The sequence below is a fragment of the Cognatundibacterium rivi genome (assembly GCF_018139565.1).
GTDB classification, from domain to species: Bacteria; Pseudomonadota; Gammaproteobacteria; order Burkholderiales; family Burkholderiaceae_D; genus Undibacterium; species Undibacterium rivi.
Genome location: NZ_JAGSPK010000001.1, coordinates 338780 through 356995, shown reverse-complemented (window position 1 = coordinate 356995; position 18216 = coordinate 338780). Strand labels below are relative to the sequence as shown.

At 51.0% G+C, this 18216-nt stretch carries 17 protein-coding genes; 1 reads left to right on the top strand and 16 read right to left on the bottom strand.

The features are described 5' to 3' along the window. Positions 1–105: 105 nt before the first annotated feature. Positions 106–1524, top strand: a complete 1419-nt coding sequence (locus KDM87_RS01555) for a tetratricopeptide repeat protein (protein WP_230407537.1) — start codon at positions 106–108, stop codon at positions 1522–1524. A gap of 36 nt (positions 1525–1560) precedes the next feature. Here KDM87_RS01555 and KDM87_RS01550 read toward each other — a convergent pair whose 3' ends face one another. The 16 genes from KDM87_RS01550 to icmF form a co-directional block, all read right to left on the bottom strand. Then, positions 1561–1902 (bottom strand): zinc ribbon domain-containing protein YjdM, encoded by a 342-nt coding sequence (locus KDM87_RS01550; RefSeq protein WP_186883899.1) that lies wholly within the window; start codon positions 1900–1902, stop codon positions 1561–1563. A gap of 64 nt (positions 1903–1966) precedes the next feature. Further along, positions 1967–2935, bottom strand: a complete 969-nt coding sequence (locus tag KDM87_RS01545; RefSeq protein WP_212677469.1) for a hypothetical protein — start codon at positions 2933–2935, stop codon at positions 1967–1969. 44 nt (positions 2936–2979) lie between these two features. Then, positions 2980–3243, bottom strand: coding sequence for a DUF2164 domain-containing protein (locus KDM87_RS01540; RefSeq protein WP_186884193.1), 264 nt, complete (start codon positions 3241–3243; stop codon positions 2980–2982). Between the two features lie 101 nt (positions 3244–3344). Continuing rightward, a complete protein-coding gene (locus KDM87_RS01535) occupies positions 3345–4196 on the bottom strand; it encodes a DUF4062 domain-containing protein (RefSeq protein ID WP_212677468.1) in 852 nt (283 codons plus the stop codon). A 1202-nt stretch (positions 4197–5398) separates the two neighbouring features. Beyond that, positions 5399–5908: an energy transducer TonB gene (locus tag KDM87_RS01530; RefSeq protein WP_212677467.1), complete on the bottom strand. Its 510-nt coding sequence runs from the start codon at positions 5906–5908 to the stop codon at positions 5399–5401. A gap of 124 nt (positions 5909–6032) precedes the next feature. Continuing rightward, on the bottom strand, positions 6033–6413 hold the full coding sequence (locus KDM87_RS01525; protein ID WP_212677466.1) for a hypothetical protein: 381 nt from the start codon (positions 6411–6413) through the stop codon (positions 6033–6035). Positions 6414–6457: 44 nt separating this feature from the next. Further along, positions 6458–6763, bottom strand: coding sequence for a hypothetical protein (locus KDM87_RS01520; protein WP_212677465.1), 306 nt, complete (start codon positions 6761–6763; stop codon positions 6458–6460). Positions 6764–7209: 446 nt separating this feature from the next. Continuing rightward, entirely contained in the window at positions 7210–8514 is a 1305-nt protein-coding gene (locus tag KDM87_RS17910; RefSeq protein ID WP_212677464.1) for a glycosyltransferase, read from the bottom strand. Positions 8515–8652: 138 nt separating this feature from the next. Then, entirely contained in the window at positions 8653–9072 is a 420-nt protein-coding gene (locus KDM87_RS01510) for a DUF4019 domain-containing protein (RefSeq protein ID WP_212677463.1), read from the bottom strand. A gap of 52 nt (positions 9073–9124) precedes the next feature. After that, positions 9125–9490, bottom strand: coding sequence for a DUF6404 family protein (locus tag KDM87_RS01505; protein ID WP_212677462.1), 366 nt, complete (start codon positions 9488–9490; stop codon positions 9125–9127). Positions 9491–9746: 256 nt separating this feature from the next. Continuing rightward, positions 9747–10790, bottom strand: a complete 1044-nt coding sequence (gene pstS, locus KDM87_RS01500; protein WP_212677461.1) for a phosphate ABC transporter substrate-binding protein PstS — start codon at positions 10788–10790, stop codon at positions 9747–9749. A 316-nt stretch (positions 10791–11106) separates the two neighbouring features. After that, a complete protein-coding gene (locus KDM87_RS01495; RefSeq protein ID WP_212677460.1) occupies positions 11107–11325 on the bottom strand; it encodes a hypothetical protein in 219 nt (72 codons plus the stop codon). A 64-nt stretch (positions 11326–11389) separates the two neighbouring features. Further along, positions 11390–11962 (bottom strand): hypothetical protein, encoded by a 573-nt coding sequence (locus tag KDM87_RS01490; protein ID WP_212677459.1) that lies wholly within the window; start codon positions 11960–11962, stop codon positions 11390–11392. Between the two features lie 497 nt (positions 11963–12459). Next, positions 12460–13416 carry a hypothetical protein gene (locus KDM87_RS01485; protein ID WP_212677458.1) on the bottom strand — a complete coding sequence of 319 codons (957 nt, stop codon included), beginning with the start codon at positions 13414–13416 and terminating at the stop codon, positions 12460–12462. Between the two features lie 102 nt (positions 13417–13518). Then, the gene (locus tag KDM87_RS01480) at positions 13519–14421 is read right to left on the bottom strand and encodes a hypothetical protein (protein WP_212677457.1); all 903 of its coding nucleotides are present in this window, start codon (positions 14419–14421) and stop codon (positions 13519–13521) included. Positions 14422–14844: 423 nt separating this feature from the next. Continuing rightward, positions 14845–18213, bottom strand: a complete 3369-nt coding sequence (gene icmF / locus KDM87_RS01475; RefSeq protein ID WP_212677456.1) for a fused isobutyryl-CoA mutase/GTPase IcmF — start codon at positions 18211–18213, stop codon at positions 14845–14847. Positions 18214–18216: the final 3 nt, after the last annotated feature.

Below are 18216 nucleotides of genomic sequence, written 5' to 3'. Positions count from 1 at the left end.
GAAACAATGAAATTTTAACATGCGCATGATCCATGCATTCGTTGAAAATGGGCGATTGGCAAACAGACAGGCTGAATTCATCCGCAACAGACCGCACACAGCGCTATGATGTGGGCTATCGACGCTCATTACTTTGCACTTATGTCTGCTGACTATCTTTCTGCCGAACAGTATTTCGTGGCAGCCAATCAGGCGATGACGGCCGGTGAGCTATCGCAGGCAGAGCATTTATTTCAAGAAGCACTGCAAGCCGATCCTGCCTGCGCTGAAGCGATGGCGAATCTCGCTTATCTGAAAACGCAGCTCCGACAATACGATATCGCCGGAGATTATTACCAACGCGCCCTGGACTTATTGCCGGAGAATGCACAGATCCATCTGAACTACGGCGCCCTACTGATGCTGCAGTACCGCTTTGATGAAGCCGAAACACATTACCGGCAAGCCTTACAGATCGCACCGATATCAGCGGCGGCCTGGTCGAATCTCGGCGTTTTACTGGCCAGCACACAGCGTGAAGCCGAGGCGGAAGAATGTTATCGCAATGCGTTGCTCTGCGATCCTGCCTATCAGAAAGCCAGTTTCAACCTGAGTTATATCCTGCTCAGACAAGGGCGTTATGAAGAAGGCTGGCAAAGGCTGGAATCACGTGCGCAGGATCCGGTATTGAACGCCTATTTTCATTTTTCGCGCTGGCAGGGCGAAGCGCTCAATGGCAAGCGCATACTGATTGCGTATGAAGGCGGTTTTGGCGACATGATGCAATTCTGCCGCTATACCTGTCTGCTCAAAGCAGCCGGTGCTGCCAGTGTCAGTCTGGTTTGCCACCCTCCACTCACGCGCTTGATGCGTAGTCTGCAAGAGATCAACGAGATTTATTCGTATGAAGATGATGTCCCTCACAGCGGCTGGGATTACTGGGTACTGCCTATGAGTCTGCCGTTTCTGTGTCAGACCCGTTTGCACAACATTCCTGCCCACCTGCCATATTTGCACGCCGACTCAGGGCGCGTACTGTCGTTACCCGGCCTCGCGGCTGACGGCCGTTTGCGTATCGGTCTGGTGTGGCAGGGAAATCATTTATTCGATAACGATGCGGCGCGCTCCATCGTCACGCCGGACATATTGCATCCACTGTCTGCGGTCAGCGATGTGCAATTCATCAGCCTGCAAAAAGGCGCAACAAATGAGCAACTCCGCGCGTTGCAAGCGCAACTGCCTGTCGTTGATGCGGCGCCTTTACTGCATGATTTTGCTGATACGGCGTCACTGATACAGCAGCTTGATCTGGTTATCAGCGTCGATACGGCAGTAGCGCATCTGACAGCCGCAATGGCGAAACCCTGCTGGGTGCTGCTGCCCTATTATCAGCCTGACTGGCGCTGGCTCAGTCAGCGCACTGACAGCCCGTGGTATCCGGAAGTAATGCGCTTATTCCGCCAGCCAGCGATGCATGACTGGGAATCGGTGATTGCCGACGTTGTTACCGCGCTCAGGCACTTACAAAAACAAAACCCGGCGTGATGTGATCAGCGCCGGGCTTTGCTGCGTCTGAAGAAATCAAACTTTTTTCAGATAACAGGCTTTCAGCATATAACTGCCGCTATCGGTTTTGCAGTCGACTTCATGGTCGCCGCCAACGATGCGTATGCTCTTGATTTTGGTGCCCATTTTCAGGGTTGTGGAAGAACCCTTCACTTTCAGATCCTTGATCACCACGACGGCGTCGCCATCAGACAAGACATTGCCGTTTGAATCTTTGACGATACGCTCATCATTATCATCGGCGCTGGCGGCGGCAACCATAGGCCATTCGTGACCACAATCGGCACACACATAGTTTTCGCCGTCAGGGTAGGTATTTTCCATGCCACATTGCGGGCAGGCGGGTAAGCTGGACATAATTTCTTTCAACAATTGCGGATAAGTACCGCGTATTATATCCGATCAACCCGTAAAATCGGCGTTATTGAGGTACAACAATCTCTCGTACCGATGGAAAAGCGAAGTCCACATCGTGAAAGCCATCTGTGCGGAAGGTCGTTTCCCAACCGCCCCAGTTCACCAGTTTGCTGTACTGGCCGGTGCGTTTTCCCTCCACGTCGATGTATTCGCTGAATAAGCGCCAGTTGTTTTTGGGCAGACCGGTGCTGAGATCGAAAGGGTCGGTATCGAGATACAAGCGGTGTATCACGCGCTGTGTATCGTGCGGATCATTCCAGCTGATCAGCTTCATGCCTATCCAGACATTCTCTTGCAAAGCGGCGCTGAATTCAGGTTTGAGCGTCACGTAATCGTAACGCGGATGACGCAGCTCTTTACCGAAACGCGTTACGCTGCCATGTCCTTCAGGTGACAAAGTCAGCATGACGCAGGAAGCCGCATCCGGATTTTTATCGCTATGTGCCCCCCCTCTGATTTTCAGCGAAATCTGTGCCCGCTCCGGATCAAGTATCTGATGCACCCGTATAAAAATTGTCATTTCCTGATTTTTCAGCTCCGCCGGATGACTCAGAAAACCGCGCTGGTTTTTCCAGTTAAATTTTTGCTGACCACCGCTGGCGTAAATGTGCAAACGGCTGCTCCAGCCATCTCCACCACTGGCGTAACTCAGCGGGTGCGACGGCAGATTCCAGAATTCAAGCGCACCATCCTTGCCTGCGGTTGCTTTGGTTTTCTTTTCAATCACGAAACCGCGTGTGCTGTTAGGATTCCGTTTGCCTAGCCGGAATTGCGCGCCCGGCGCCGACGGGTAAAACATCAGCACATGGTCTTCATCAAATAATTCAGCAATCGACGGAACCTGCGCGCCATCCGTTTTTTTATCTTCAGCCTGAACTGCCAGCGGCAAAGCGCAGGTTGCCGCCAGTAATAAAGACAGATAACGACGACGTTGCTGTTGTGATCGATGTTGCATTTGATGCGACAGAGACATGTCTTTTCCTTGTGTCGATAGTGTCGGGACGGCGCTAAAATAAATCAGCGGCGTCTGCCTTGTTTTGGCCAGTATTGAAACGCTTCTTCATGAACCTCGATATCAACTTCCATCACCCGCGCCTGCAAACGTTCCTGCACATCAGCAACGGCTTTGTTATAAACCAGGGGGCCGATTTCTTCGAGAAAAAAACTCAGCAAACCATCCGCTTCCAGACCGCTGACAGGTTCAGGAAAATTTTCGCGGCAATAGCGCTCTATCGACGCAATCGCTTCTTTGCGCGATTCTTTAGCAATCTGGATAGTCATGGCAGAAAAAGAAAGAATAAAGGCAGGCAGCATACTATGCGGCCTGCCTTGCAATCAACAGCAGAGGATATCAGCACACCACTCATATCCAGTCACACTAGCTATTTAACGGCACCTGTTTGTGCCTGATGGCGCTGCACCGTATCGACAATCACGAGTTCCGTTTTCCTGACTTCTTCAATTGCGTCTTCGAGTGAAATTCCGGCGCCACGACGCAGCGCCGACGCGGCCGACATCGTATTTCCCGCCAGCAGATATTCAATCACATCCTGCAATACTGCATCCGGCATTTCACGCTGAAACAGGTGAGCGACTTTCTCTTTAAAGAAGGCAAATCGCGGTGGTGTCAGCGCATAACGTTTTGATGCCATTGTGCCTGTCAGACCTGAGGGTGCCTCGTTCGCCCCGGCTACGGATTCAGCGACAGGATCTGCTTTCGTGCCTTCAACCGCAACAGCCACTGGCGTTGGCGCAGATAGCGGTGCAGTTGGCGCAAAAATACGCAATAAATCGTTTTCTAATTTAGCGACCAGATCGTCTGCCGATTCATAAAAACGCACGGCCTGCGTCTGACTCAAGTGCGACTTTAATTCACTCAGCGACAGCGCCGGGGTTCCGGTATCGACATGTTTCGGCAATACCAGATGCTCATCTTCATCCATGATGTAAATCAGTACAGGTAAGCCCGCAGCCAGTGCCGCTTCGTATTCCAGCTGCACCAGTGACTTGCCGGTGGCCGCATCCACGTTGCCATACACCATACCGAACACGCCCACATACGCAGCAGCCTGGCGCACCATGCGCAGCCGCTCCGCCAGTCCTGTTTCCGGCGATGCCTGCACCACTGTCAACGCAGGCGAACCTGGTTTTCCCTGTGACATGGCCTCAGCTATTTTATTTCTGTGTAACGCCAGATCGAACGGCGTTGAGCTGATAAACAGAGATGCGCTCATACAATTTCTCACGAAAAAATTAATCCACAACGAAGGCTAAGCATTACACCCAAAATTGGTCAGTAACAGCCTCGCCACCGAAACTAATACCGGCACTTGATACTAGCACGAAGGCAGAAACGGATGAAGCCAGTCCGCCTGAATTCCGCCTGCAACAGCAGCGGCGCAACAAGCGTACGGCACGACATCCGGCAACGTCAAACCGTCTCAGATCCGCAGCAAAACCGGAAACGGCCCGGAAATGAACCATCAATTTCAGTAAATTGGGGGAGTATGTGCACTTTTACGCTGAATGTCCTTATAAACAAAGGCCGTTAAAAAATACTCCCCCCAGTATTTTTTTGCTTAAAACAGGCTGAATCAGGCTGACTGGCTCCGCGCAGTTACTGCCTGAGGGGTTGCGATTGTTTCGGATTCTAGCCTTAACTTGCTTAGCAACCTCGCGCTTGTAAGCATTAGTGCGAACTCGAAGTTCAGTAATAGCCTGCCCAAAGCGAAGGCCGAAAACTTCAAGGATACGATTGAACTTCAAAGTCCCAAGCTAAAAGAAATGGCCAGAATCACTCACAGCATAGCTGGGGTGATAAGCAGATAAGAGCTCATCATGAAGATATGGTGACATTGCTTCGTGATGATATAAGGCTGGTGGAGGCAGGCGGCAGATCCTACCAAAGGCGTTGACTACTTTGAATAACCGCTGTTGGTCGAATGTCCCTTGTGGGGCGAAAGCCGCCGGTCATATAAAAATTCATCATTCCAAATTCACATGATCACGTCCTGACGTGTCGGTACCCGACTGGAATCACTGGACTACTCCTGATCGGAATCACTGGCCGCCATTGAACGAGAATGGTTGGCTGGTTTTAAACTGGAATACGCAGTCTCACAGCAAAGAGCTAGAATCAGCTCGCATTTGTCTGACAAGCAGGGTAACGTAATCAATACTGGTCAGGCTGCACATTTATGTGCGTACATTGAGTTCCGCAAAATACCAGCTACACTCCCCGTCTCTCTAGGGTTAATGCCTTGCCGCGCACGTATTCCCCCTGAAAGACATCTGTGATCATCTTTGCACCGTACGCATTCTCTTCAACGCGAAACCAGCTCAACGATACTGTTCATGCCGCCTATGCGACAATCTGGCGCAACACGGCTGGTCGCAGCACAACCACTTTTTATGTCTGTTCTGACGCAAGAGCACATCACTCAAACAACAAGCGAACAGGAAAATCCATGACACAGGCTTGTCCTCCACATTTTGCTGGTTTAAAGCGTATCAGGTACAAGAGATTTGCCGCGAATCTAGTCATTTCCGGGCTAGGTGAATGCAGAAGCTTAACCTCTTTAACTGCTCCCTCAGCATCCACCGTCGCGAACATACTGAGCTGTCCCCGGTCATACAATTTATTATTTGCTTCCCGCAAGGGCTCATAGATCATCTGCAGGCCGTTCAGCGGAAACGGTGGCTCATCACCTTCTGCAATGTGCTCATAGGAAGAATTAAGTTGCGCTCTATCGGCTGCGGATAACTTCTCAAACGGCAAATTCATCGCGACCTTAGAACCAGTGACCTGGTCACGCCGGATATTAGAACCTGTACGCACTTCATCTTTAATGGAATATTGAGGTTTAACGTCCTGCGCCAATCCAAGAGAAGACGCCAGCAGCATAGGCAACAGCGTAAAGATTGCATGTCTGGAATTGTGGCTCATATGAATTCTGATTAGTCTAAAGTATTAAATTATAACTATTATCAGAATGAAAATATTGGTGCTTGGCGTTTTTTATGTATTTACTACAACCTCTCCAATATTATATGCATCGGTATATCAATGCTCAGCGTGGCATTGAATAGGAAATTAATAAGGTAAGAGCCTTACCTAAAAAACTCCCAATCAGGCTTCCGGCAATCAAACTGCCACTGAAGGCTGCGGCAATTCCAAGCGCTAAGCCAACGGGAACAATACCGGTCCCCCATCCCACAGCCGATTCCGCGATATCGCCCAAGGCACCGCCAAGATTGCCGCCGACCACCAATGCAAAAAAAACTGACGGTAATAAAATTATCAATGCTCCGATGACTGCCCCCGCCATTACAAAATGGGGTGGAGTGAATAACTGAGGCCAAACAAGAACGAGTGACTTGCAGGCCATATATGCACACAAGCCACCACCAACGATACCCAGCGCTGTCGCCAACATCATGATGTTTTCCATATCTGCTTCCTTCCTTGTTTTACATATGTAAAAACTCAAGCCGCTCAATTGTTCTGGCTGTTCGCAGCAACTGCCGCTTTTTGTAACTCGTCCTCAATATTGCAGCCTGGTACTGCCTCAGTCTTATCCACGACGAGCGACCAATCAGCATCCATAGCTAATTGTCGTCTGGCCGCGAGGAAGTAGCGAGTACATGGCTCAACCTTCAATGCAAACGACTTCTGTACACCGTTTCTCGCACCGGAACCTGGCGCAGCCTCGAACACGATAGAGCGTGATCCCGGAGATATCTGAATCGGCCTACTGGGGCTGGCGAACTGTATGCCCCCATCAACTGAAACGATGCGCACGGGGTAAAGCGTAAAATCTGTCAGAGTTTGCGGCGTTCCCTGGAGAAAGGAAAGTGGAGCAGAAGCGCAAGCGGTTAAAGTAGTCACTGTGACAAATACTAACGGCAGTAACCCTGTATGAAAATGTCTGCTCATGTGATTCTTCCAATGACTAAAATATCGTTTGTCGGACACAGTAAAAATTCAATTAATCAAGACAACTCTTTGTCATTTCCCCATATTCACCGTGATCTTATCGATCCAGATCATTTGCAAAGAACGCATTTCCGGTTAACTCTGAGTAAGGATTTTAAAAGAAAAAAATGAAATTTCATCGTATACAGTAATCGGCGTCACGCGGACAATGGCATCGAACAGCTTCAAAAATTACCTCATTGAAATTATAAAAAATTAACAGTGCTTTTTTTCAATCTGCAGGCTAGTTTTTAAATTTACGACAACGAATGTCAGTCATTCTTGTTCAGCAAACGAACTCCATGACCAGCAGCAAGTAACTGGCGCTCGATTTCCTGGCAAAAGGCGAAAGCATCAAATGCGGGGGTGAAACGTGAGGCAACGGTGGCGCATTGCGCGCGCACGGTGTCAGAGGTGCACAGATGTTGCAGGCGGTGCGCCAGTTTGCGAGGCCGCAAGCGTTTCGCCGGAATGACCTGGCCTACGCCGATCGCGGCAATGCGGGCACCGTTATCAAACTGATCCCAGGCAAACGGAACGACGAGTTGCGGGATACCTGCGCGCAGCGCTTCAGCGGTAGTGCCAATGCCGCCATGATGTACTAACGCGGCGACATGCGGCAGCAAAGCCTTCAGCGGCACATACGCCAGCCAGATCACAGAAGCGGGCAGCTTCGATGGTATTTGCGCGGGCTCGCGCGTCAGAAAAATTGCCCGCCGACCAGTGCTTTGTATCGCCGCCAATGCGTGCTTGAAAAAATCCACGGCATGGAGATTGCCCGTACCCGGCGTGAATACCAGCGGTTTTTCACCTGCGGCAAGAAATGCCGATAAATCCGGCGATAAACCGTCTTGTTTGCTACTTTCAAATAATTGAAAATCGCCTTCCAGCAAGGGATGTGGCCAGTCAGGCATCGCTGGTGCAAACCACGACGGAAAAAGTGTCAGCGCCAAATCCGGCGTCTGGCTGATATGCGTCAGAAAAGAATCGACTGCAGATAAACCCAAAGGCAGACGCACCGCATTAATGTGGCTCAGCGCAACCGGATCTACCCATTTCTTTTCCACCAGACGCCATAGCGCCCGTCGCCAGCTCATCGGTACCCAGCGCGGCACAGAAACATCACCGATCGTCAGCGGGTCGTGGCAAGTCCGCAGATTCGACGGCGCCAGATAAGCCGCAGCCACCGATGTCACCAAACCTAACTCACGGGCGATGATGGCACCGGGAACTGCGAATGGATGAGCGATCACCATTTTCGGTGCAGTCGTGGAAATTGAACGTATGCTGGCGATAGTCTGTTGCAGACCTTCACCATAATTCGCCATCAATGCCGCAAGACCTTTGCGCGGATTCCAGATGTCCGGATTGCGCAGAATACGCAGAAATTCTTCATCTGTGCCAAGGCCGATAAACGCCAGCCCCGCATCCCGCACCATGTTCTCATAGTAAGAATGGCTGACGAAAGTCACCTGCCGCCCAAGCGATTGCAAGGTTTGCGCGATGCGCATCATCGGATGCAAATCACCGTTGGTGCCCACAGTGATGACGATATAGTGTGGCGTGGCTTCAGACACAGCGTCAAGCTTTCAGGTAAATGCTGGCAAACAGCGGGCGACTTTTTGACGCGACAAACAACACTGTTTTGCGTACACAAAAATGCATACGTCAGACAGCGCCCGGTGGGTTCTGGTCTGTCGCGCCGTCAATCAGGCTTAGTGAACGAAATAACCCGTAACGCGCCAGGTGCCGTCTTTGTCTTTCATCGGCGTCACGACCTCAATTGCCCCATTCTTATTCTCGAATGTGGTTTCAAATTGCACAGTCACATACTCGCCCTCTGGTGCACCTTGAATATTTTTTTTGTAATCAGCTGATTTAATTTTGCGAAATTTGACAGCACCTAAAGGGCTGCGGATACCTTGTATCGCATCAAGCCACTTCGATTTCTCGACCATTCCCTTAAACACGCTGCCGGCCTGATCCCAACTGGCAGCGTAATCACCGCCATCGACCACCTCAAGCCACTGCGTTGCTGCTGTCTGAGCCAGAGTAACGCTATCGGTCTTCTGCGCATACACCGACGACAAAGACAACATGCCGACAGCAAAAGCGGCCACGGTAATGAATTTCATAAAAACTCCTGAGATTGATAAAAATGATCTGGCGTGTGCTGATGTGTGCCGATTAGTGTTCGGTGCTGCCACCAATTTCTTCCCACCTTGGTAGTTGGTATTTACGGCGCCCAATCGCATAGTAGCTTGCCATAAAAAAACCAAAACAACACCCGCCTATCACCGCACCAAACGGAATAGACGATGATAAAAAGAGTGGTCGATATAACGTGGCTAGCCACATCAACAGCCCCAACGTCACGCCAAAATAGATTCCACAAATAAAAAATACCGGCCAGAATCGCGCAAAATGTGGCGGTGGACAATCAATACCCATACGCCACAACAGCCGGACTGCCGGCGACGAATAGCCAGACACAGGCATCCCCGTTTTGCTCAGTATCTGCAACGCCAGCTCCCGACGGGATAATGTACTCATTAAACCCCCTTGTTTCCAGCAAAATTCAAACAAACAAGCTAATAAAACACTGCGCCATCAACAATGACACCAGACACAAGCACGCCTCTGGCACTTTGCATGTCCGGTACACGCAAACATCTATTGCGATGCCAGCTCAGATTGCAGTTCCCGAAAATAGTTCGAAACTTCGATCAGATTCTGATCGGGATCGTGGAAATACACAAACAAGACCGGCCGCTCAGTCATTTTCACTCCGGCAGCCAAAAGTGTTGAATCATGGAAAATTCATCCATTGCAACGGCTTGCCTTTGGTATCGGTCACCGTAGTCATTTCTTTGAAAATTCTGGCTTGAATACTGTCCGGCAAACGAACCATATCAACGGTACGCACCAAATGATCACCGTTCATGAAACTCCAGGTAAAAAACTTTAATGCCGCAATCGATTTTTCTGTGTCGGTGGCAGTCTTCTGGAGGATCACGAATGTACCCATAGCGATAGGCCAGCTATTCGAACCCGGCTTATCGGTCAGCATTTCCTCAAATCGCCCATTCGATTTCCAGCCGCTGTTATTCATACTGGCAGCAAATGCTTCGGCAGAAGGCGAGACAAATTTACCGTCACGATTTTTCAGAATCGCGTAGCTCAGATTATCCTGAAGGACATAGTTGTAATCAATAAAACTGATGGCATACGGGGTGCTTTTTACCGCCGCCGAAACACCGCTGCTACCCTTAACCTGAATCAGCTCGGCATGCCATTTGATCGTGAAATCTTTGCCGTATTTACTTTGCCATTCGGCATTCACTTTGGACAGGTAATCAGTGAAGTTATAGGTGGTTCCCGAACCCTCCTGACGCACGATTACCTCGATTGTTTTCTTTGGAAGTTTTAAATCGGGGTTCAGCGCAACGATAGCTGGATCGTTCCATTGCGATATTTTGCGGGCAAAAATGTCTGCCAGTAAATCACCGGTCAACTTTAGTTTTCCGGTCGGAATACCAGGAAGATTCACCACCGGCACAACGCCGGAAATCGCAGATGGAAACTGGATCAGATCATCACGTTTTAAATCTGCGACACTCATCGCCACATCACTGCCAGCAAAATCAACGGTCTTCGCTTTGATTTGCTTAATACCGGCAGAAGAACCGACCGCCTGATAGGCCAGTCCAATTTTCATTTTTTTGTTATACGCATCGGCCCATTTTGCATATAAAGGTGCAGCCGCTGAAGACCCGGCACCGCTAATGGTATTTTCGGCTAAGGCGGATAAGTGGAAAGAGAAGATGAGGCAAAGCGATAACAATTTGAACATGATGCTTATTTGAAGATGAAGTTGGGGAATCTTGTAACTCGTGGAGGCTGGCAGTGCTGACTGCCGTCGGTATGTCGTTGTCAGATACAGTGCTACCGGATTTTCGTGATGCCGCCTTCTTATCCAGCTATCGGTAGCTGATGCGGCGAACGCAGACCCAGTGTTGAGTGAAGAGGGCTTAGATTATAAAGCAGTTCAAACATCAGGGTTCGCCCTGGCCTGCTGATCGCGGATAGCACCAGCAGACGCTCGCTCATGAATCAGCACTGAGACGAGCAATAGCCTCTTTACAGTTTATTGAAGCAGCCAAGCTCCATCATTCCATAAAATAACGGATCAAGCGTTTAATCAGACCAGTGACAAACACGATCAGCGCCAGCAAAATTCCCATGGCCGCCAGTAACCCCAGACCAATAGGATTGCCGTCAGACGGCCCGAAAATAATATACAGCTGCAGCGGCAGGCACGCTGCAATAGCAATAGTCACGCCAACAAGCAAAAACCGTGATAAAGGCCAGCGCCCGTCATCTGTCATATCAGATACTCCTGGAATCAATCCTCGACAAGCAGCCAGCCTGCCTTACGTACATTACTGGAAATTACTGTCCGGGCACTGCGTCGGGCTGCGCAGAAGAATGCAATAACAACGCAGAAAGAGCACTCGCCCAAAGAATCAGACCCGCGCCCAGACAACCGACCGGATCAGCAGCGCCACTCTGCGCAAACTGAGGATACGCCAATGCCCACACCATCATCGCCACACCAATCACCGTATGTCGCCAGGAATGAAACACTTTGGCCAGCGGTATGAAATGCGCACCGACGATAAAAATAAAGGCAGGCACAAACCATTCAGGGTGCCCGATATTATTCACAATATTCACAGCCAGAAAAATAGCGACGCCCTGAGCGATATTGACGATGTTAAAAATGCGCTTCCCTTTTTTACTTTCAGGCGTCTCAACAACGGCCGCATGTGCCTCGCGATTGCGCCGGTACTGCCGAAAAGCCGCGATAAACAAAGCCAGCCCCAAGCCACCAATCAAAGCACACATCAAAGCAGCCTGTGCAAAACTTCGGATAGCCCATGCGAGCAGCCAGCCTGAGCCGAAGACCGAAAAAATCATGGCACCGATAGCAGCACCAGCGCGGGATGCAGATTGTTTTTCCATGACGTTCATCCTGTTGAATTTCCAGATAATGCCAGCATGATTTCCCCTTGGCGTTTGCGACAATGCCATCTTATAACACCGGGATTAAGCCATACAGGGTGCGCCACGCGCAACGCAATTTTCAGACATTTCTCTTTTGAGTTCTTCGCATTTAGCCATAGGCTCGCACGGCGTGGACGTGTGCATGCGGCACTGACTGCGGCTTGACGTGAAGCTCGCTACCAGTTCAGGCCATGAAAATGGAAGTATAAAGACCGGACTTTACAAACACTCGCAGCGGTGATGGCTCGACATAAACTTCTCCGAGAGTAAAGATGGGGATAATCAGGCATGCTGTTCTACAGCAGATCAACTGCATTGCCGCTTCTACTATTGGCTGAAGGATCGTTTCAGCTATGACATTTAATGGCATGTGTAGCCTTACGTGCGAGTTGAGGCGCCTGCGCGGCTTTTCGCGCAGGTCGCCTCGAACGCAGAGTTAGAGATCACGCCGTAGCTCAAGACAGAGCCTTCTTGGTATCAAAGATAAACGCGAGTTCATGACCTGACTGCCAATCCTTCAGGTCGTGGTGCCTCTCCGCAATATTCACTGCAACCTTTCCGATCTCAATGGCCGCGGCTGCTGATAACCCAACAAGTGGTCCGCCAAACAGCCCCACTACAAGGCCAGCCCCAACGGACGCTTGAAGAGCTTTAGCGTCAAGCAGTAGCGACAGTGAGGATAAAGTGGTTTTTAATCCGAACTTTTTCGTCACGCGCTCATACTCTTCGATGCGCTGTGAAAGATCGTCCTCTATGAAGGCGAATGAGCAGTCTACGTAATTCTTATGAATGAACAGCCGCAATCTCGCTAACTTCCGATGCGATTCAATGTCTTTTCGAAGCTCAATGATTTGCCGCCATTCGGCTTGGCTAGAATCGATAAGGTTTAGCTTCGACAGGGTAATGCTCGGGTCGCTTTGACTTCCACCGGTTCCGGTTGCCGAAGGAACATTAACACAGAAACGATCAAACCCGAGACCCTTCGCGTAGCGGCGAAATGCCTCCCGAATCGGAGTTATCCCAGAAATTGACGCATCTGCGAAATAGGCCTCTTGGAGCTTGTGGTATTGGTTCCGAACGTCGTCATCGGTGGAGTGCCTAGGGTCCGGTGACCATAGTCTTGCGTATGGCTCCACCTCTTTAGCGAATTCGACCCACCTATTAGTGGTGAATTCCATTACGCGGGTGGCGTGGCTATAAGTAACTGTGTTTCCTTCGATCCCGTCAATAAGGTGGGAAAGGGCAGCAGATGGTACTTCCTCTGGATAGCCCACCAGAATGTCGCCAACAGCGGAGTCGCCACGCATCCGTCCCATGTTCAAAGGAAGCACGCGATCAAAGTACAGCGATGCATCTTTGAAATTTTCGAAACATAGGACAGTGCTCGATGGGAGATAGTCGTCGTTTGCCATCGTGATCTCTAACGTTGGAGATGACCGGCGGACAGTAGGCGGGCAGCGCCCGCCGACAGAACGTCCGCGTCGAACGACTTGTTAGACCTCACCGCCGACATCTCACAGGGCTTCATAGTACTCGGCGAGACCACGGCAAAAGTCCTTGCCAGAAACGGCTCCGAATCCGCCAATGCACTTCTTGAGTTGCATCGCTCGCTCGCCGACGTGAAGGTCATGCCTCAGAGTTGGAAAGATCGAATGGTAGAACGCAAGCGCCTGAAACTCACCAATATGAAACTGATGAAGATGAACATCAATCGCTTTCGCGAGCTTCCAGGTGGTCTTCTGCAAATTGAGAAACGAAGAGCGTGACAGTGCTTCCATCGGCAGCGTCTTAACCTGCTGGCGTTCGCGTGAGGCCTCGATGTCACGGCCGAATGAATGCGCTGCATTGTTGCGGAGGATTCGAATTCGCTCCAAGTCTGCTATGTTGGAAGAAAAGAACTTCGGGGCGCGTCCAAACAGCTTCTCATATGCAGCTAGACGACTCGACCAGTCGCCTTTTGTGCACGCGATCACATGCTGTTCGAAATCAAGAGCGTTAGCGTGGCCATGCTTCAGTATCTGGATGCCGTCAATTCGACGCGATGTTCCATAGAGCGTGCCCACATCAGAGGCGAGGGCCAACGGAATAACGGTCGCGAAGTAGGTTTCCAGGCTTGACGCTACTGCAACAAGAGCATTGAGATTGACCCAATTCTCAAGGTCGTTGTAGGCACCTGACCATTCGCGCATGGTTTCAAACTGATCGTAGCCAAGCGGGCGCACGAAAGCAAAGTGCTTACTGGGTTGATCCGTCCACTGCGCGGTCTTGCCCAAATGAGAGTACGTGTACCGCCTCGAGGTCTCGAACGCGGTGTACATGCGCAGCAACTCAATGTTGTGCTTCTTGAAGACCCGAAAGACCCACGTAGACTTTTCACGCGGCTTCCAGCGATCGAATTGATATGTGCTGCGTGCCATGAGGTCTAACTTGTTTTAAAGTGCAAATTGGCAAAATAACAGATGAATGAAAAATAAGCAACAAATTCTAATGTGTCGCAAGTCCTTGTCTGGTATAGTTTTTTTCTTCTTTGAACTGATTAAATACGCAGTATAACAACAGTAACCTGCCATGAACGCTCCCCCCTAAACTCCTGGATCAAATCCGGAATAGTTTGCGGTGCAAGCATGACAGCCTCGCCACTGAAAAACTGTATCTCTAATGGATCCGATTTTTCATACGCTGGTCAGGATTGCGCCATCCCAGAGACTTGGCGGCACCTGAAGTAGAACCGTTTTTGACGATGCTGGCAACGAGACGCTAGCTGGGAGCGTTTGCTTCAATAAAAAATCCCGGAGCCAGTCCGGGATTTTTTTATTGGTGTACAAAGTCCGCCAATCGACTCACATATTGCGACGATACTGCCCGCCCACTTCAAACAAGGCCGTGGTGATCTGGCCGAGCGAACATACCCGTGCGGCATCCATCAGTTTGGCAAACACGTTTTCATTGTTGATCGCGGCTTGCTGCAACGCTGCCAGTGCTTGTGGTGCGACGTTCGCATGACGTTGATGAAAGTCTGCCAGGCGCGTGAGTTGCGATTGTTTTTCCTCTTCGGTTGAACGCGCCAGTTCGATCTTCTGTACGGTTTCGCCACCTTTTGGATTGCGGAAAGTGTTGACGCCGATGATAGGCAGCGTGCCGTCGTGTTTCAGATGTTCGTAGTGCATCGATTCTTCTTGAATCTTGCCACGTTGGTAGCCGGTTTCCATTGCGCCTAAGACACCGCCGCGTTCTGCGATGCGTTCGAATTCTTGCAAGACTGCTTCTTCCACTAAGTCCGTCAATTCTTCAATGATAAAGCTGCCTTGTATCGGGTTTTCGTTTTTCGCCAGACCCCATTCGCGGTTGATGATCAGCTGTATCGCCAGCGCGCGACGTACCGATTCGTCGGTCGGCGTGGTGATGGCTTCATCGTAGGCATTAGTATGCAGGCTGTTGCAGTTATCGTAGATCGCGATCAGCGCTTGCAGTGTGGTGCGGATATCATTGAAGTCGATCTCTTGTGCATGCAAGCTACGGCCTGAAGTTTGGATATGGTATTTCAGTTTTTGGCTACGGTCGTTCGCGCCGTATTTGTCGCGTATCGCCACCGCCCAGATACGGCGTGCGACGCGACCCAGCACCGTGTATTCCGGGTCCATACCATTGCTGAAGAAGAACGACAGATTCGCGGCGAAATCGTCGATGTGCATGCCGCGTGCGAGGTAAGCTTCAACGAAAGTGAAACCGTTCGACAGCGTGAATGCGAGCTGCGAAATCGGGTTCGCACCGGCTTCGGCGATGTGGTAACCAGAGATCGATACCGAGTAGAAATTACGCACCTGATGATGCACGAAATACTCTTGAATATCGCCCATCACCTTGAGTGAAAATTCAGTCGAGAAGATGCAGGTATTCTGCCCCTGATCTTCTTTCAGAATATCGGCTTGCACCGTGCCGCGCACATTCATCAATACCCACGCACGGATTTTCGCGGCTTCGTCGGCGGTCGGTTCGCGCTTGTTATCCGCACGGAATTTATCCATTTGCTGATCAATCGCGGTGTTCATGAAGAAGGCGAGTATCGTCGGTGCAGGGCCGTTAATCGTCATCGACACTGAGGTCGCCGGGTCGCACAGATCAAAACCGTCGTACAGCACTTTCATATCATCCAGCGTCGCAACGGAAACGCCGGAGTTACCGATTTTGCCGTAAATATCAGGACGGATTGCCGGGTCAGCGCCATACAGCGTGACCGAGTCAAACGCGGTCGACAAACGCTTGGCATCCATGCCTTGCGACACCAGTTTAAAGCGGCGGTTGGTGCGGTAAGGATCGCCTTCACCGGCGAACATACGGGTCGGGTCTTCGCCTTCGCGTTTAAACGCAAACACACCGGCGGTGTAAGGGAAAGAACCTGGCACATTTTCCAGCATCAGCCAGCGCAGGATTTCACCGTGATCGACAAAGCGTGGCAAGGATACTTTGCGTATTGTCGTGCCAGACAAAGATTTGTAAGTCAGGCGGGTGCGGATTTCTTTATCGCGGATTTTGACGACATACTCATCACCCGAATACGCCTGCTGCATATCAGGCCACATGCTGATCAGTTTTTTGGATTCAGCATCAAGCTGGGCGTCTTTGTCGCTGGCCAGCTGATTCAGTTCAAATAAAATATCGTTTTCGCGCAGGCGGGATTGCAATTCTGCTGACCCGGTCTGCTCTGCCTGTGGACGGACAAGCACCGGAGCGCGGCCATTCGCCTGCAGATGCTCGTGCAGCATGCGTGCCGACTCGTGCAACTGCTGACGTTCGCGTGCCAGCACCACTTGCTTGCCGGTATGCTTATGATAGCCGCGCACGGTGTCAGCAATTTCCGCCAGATAACGGCTGCGAGCCGGTGGCACGATGACGTTTTTAGCGCTGGAAAATTTCACCGTTACTGGCGCCAGTTTGCCGGGGATCGTTTTCAGACCACGGGCGGTCAGTGCTGGCAGCAAGCCCTGATACAGCGCCGTCACGCCATCATCATTAAAGCGCGATGCCTGCGTACCATAGACCGGCATCTCGTCAGGCTTTTTGCTCCACAGTTCGCGGTTGCGCTGATATTGTTTAGCCACGTCACGTAAAGCGTCTTGCGCACCTTTGCGGTCGAATTTATTGATCGCAACGAAATCAGCAAAGTCCAGCATGTCGATTTTTTCGAGCTGCGAAGCAGCACCGAATTCCGGTGTCATCACATACATGGACACATCCACATGCGGCACGATCGCCGCATCGCCCTGCCCGATACCCGAGGTTTCGACGATCACCAGATCAAAGCCCGCCACTTTGCAGGCCACAATCACATCCGGCAACGCCTGGGAAATTTCTGAACCGGCTTCGCGCGTTGCCAGCGAGCGCATAAACACACGCACCTGTCCCGCCCACGGGTTGATCGCATTCATGCGAATGCGGTCGCCCAGCAAGGCACCACCGGATTTGCGACGCGAAGGATCGATAGAAATCAGTGCGATATTCAGCTGATCGTCCTGATCGAGGCGGATACGGCGGATTAATTCATCAGTCAGCGAAGATTTACCCGCGCCACCAGTCCCAGTAATGCCGAACGCTGGCACGGTGGTTTGCTCTGCGGCTTTCAATAATTCTGCGCGTAGTTCCGGTTGCACACTATCGTTTTCGAGTGCGGTAATCAGCTGCGCCAGCGGGCGATGCCGGGTCGTAATGTCACCTTCCGTCAGCACATCCAGCGAGGTCGGCGCATAACCCGATAAGTTCACATCACACGCTTGGATCATGGACAATATCATGCCGACGAGGCCCATGCGTTGCCCGTCTTCCGGGCTGAAAATACGGCTTACGCCATACGCATGCAGATCAGCGATTTCTTCCGGCACGATCACACCGCCGCCACCGCCGAACACTTTGATGTGCGCACCACCACGCTGTCTGAGCAGGTCGATCATGTATTTGAAATACTCGACGTGCCCGCCTTGGTAACTTGAAATCGCAATGCCCTGCGCGTCTTCCTGCAAGGCGGCAGTGACGATTTCTTCGACCGAGCGGTTGTGCCCCAGATGAATCACTTCGGCACCGTTCGCCATCAAGATGCGGCGCATGATATTGATCGAGGCATCATGGCCGTCGAACAGGGACGCGGCAGTCACGAAGCGGACTTTATTCGCAGGTTTATATTCGGTCAGATTCTGGGCTACGGACAGGTCAGTCATGTC

What these genes read in the sequence shown, in the direction of transcription:
- KDM87_RS01555 (WP_230407537.1), top strand. Translation starts at nt 106, where the DNA reads ATGATGTGGGCTATCGACGCTCATTACTTTGCACTTATGTCTGCTGAC.
- KDM87_RS01550 (WP_186883899.1), bottom strand. Translation starts at nt 1,902, where the DNA reads ATGTCCAGCTTACCCGCCTGCCCGCAATGTGGCATGGAAAATACCTAC.
- KDM87_RS01545 (WP_212677469.1), bottom strand. Translation starts at nt 2,935, where the DNA reads ATGTCTCTGTCGCATCAAATGCAACATCGATCACAACAGCAACGTCGT.
- KDM87_RS01540 (WP_186884193.1), bottom strand. Translation starts at nt 3,243, where the DNA reads ATGACTATCCAGATTGCTAAAGAATCGCGCAAAGAAGCGATTGCGTCG.
- KDM87_RS01535 (WP_212677468.1), bottom strand. Translation starts at nt 4,196, where the DNA reads ATGAGCGCATCTCTGTTTATCAGCTCAACGCCGTTCGATCTGGCGTTA.
- KDM87_RS01530 (WP_212677467.1), bottom strand. Translation starts at nt 5,908, where the DNA reads ATGAGCCACAATTCCAGACATGCAATCTTTACGCTGTTGCCTATGCTG.
- KDM87_RS01525 (WP_212677466.1), bottom strand. Translation starts at nt 6,413, where the DNA reads ATGGAAAACATCATGATGTTGGCGACAGCGCTGGGTATCGTTGGTGGT.
- KDM87_RS01510 (WP_212677463.1), bottom strand. Translation starts at nt 9,072, where the DNA reads ATGAAATTCATTACCGTGGCCGCTTTTGCTGTCGGCATGTTGTCTTTG.
- KDM87_RS01505 (WP_212677462.1), bottom strand. Translation starts at nt 9,490, where the DNA reads ATGAGTACATTATCCCGTCGGGAGCTGGCGTTGCAGATACTGAGCAAA.
- pstS (WP_212677461.1), bottom strand. Translation starts at nt 10,790, where the DNA reads ATGTTCAAATTGTTATCGCTTTGCCTCATCTTCTCTTTCCACTTATCC.
- KDM87_RS01495 (WP_212677460.1), bottom strand. Translation starts at nt 11,325, where the DNA reads ATGACAGATGACGGGCGCTGGCCTTTATCACGGTTTTTGCTTGTTGGC.
- KDM87_RS01490 (WP_212677459.1), bottom strand. Translation starts at nt 11,962, where the DNA reads ATGGAAAAACAATCTGCATCCCGCGCTGGTGCTGCTATCGGTGCCATG.
- KDM87_RS01485 (WP_212677458.1), bottom strand. Translation starts at nt 13,416, where the DNA reads ATGGCAAACGACGACTATCTCCCATCGAGCACTGTCCTATGTTTCGAA.
- KDM87_RS01480 (WP_212677457.1), bottom strand. Translation starts at nt 14,421, where the DNA reads ATGGCACGCAGCACATATCAATTCGATCGCTGGAAGCCGCGTGAAAAG.
- icmF (WP_212677456.1), bottom strand. Translation starts at nt 18,213, where the DNA reads ATGACTGACCTGTCCGTAGCCCAGAATCTGACCGAATATAAACCTGCG.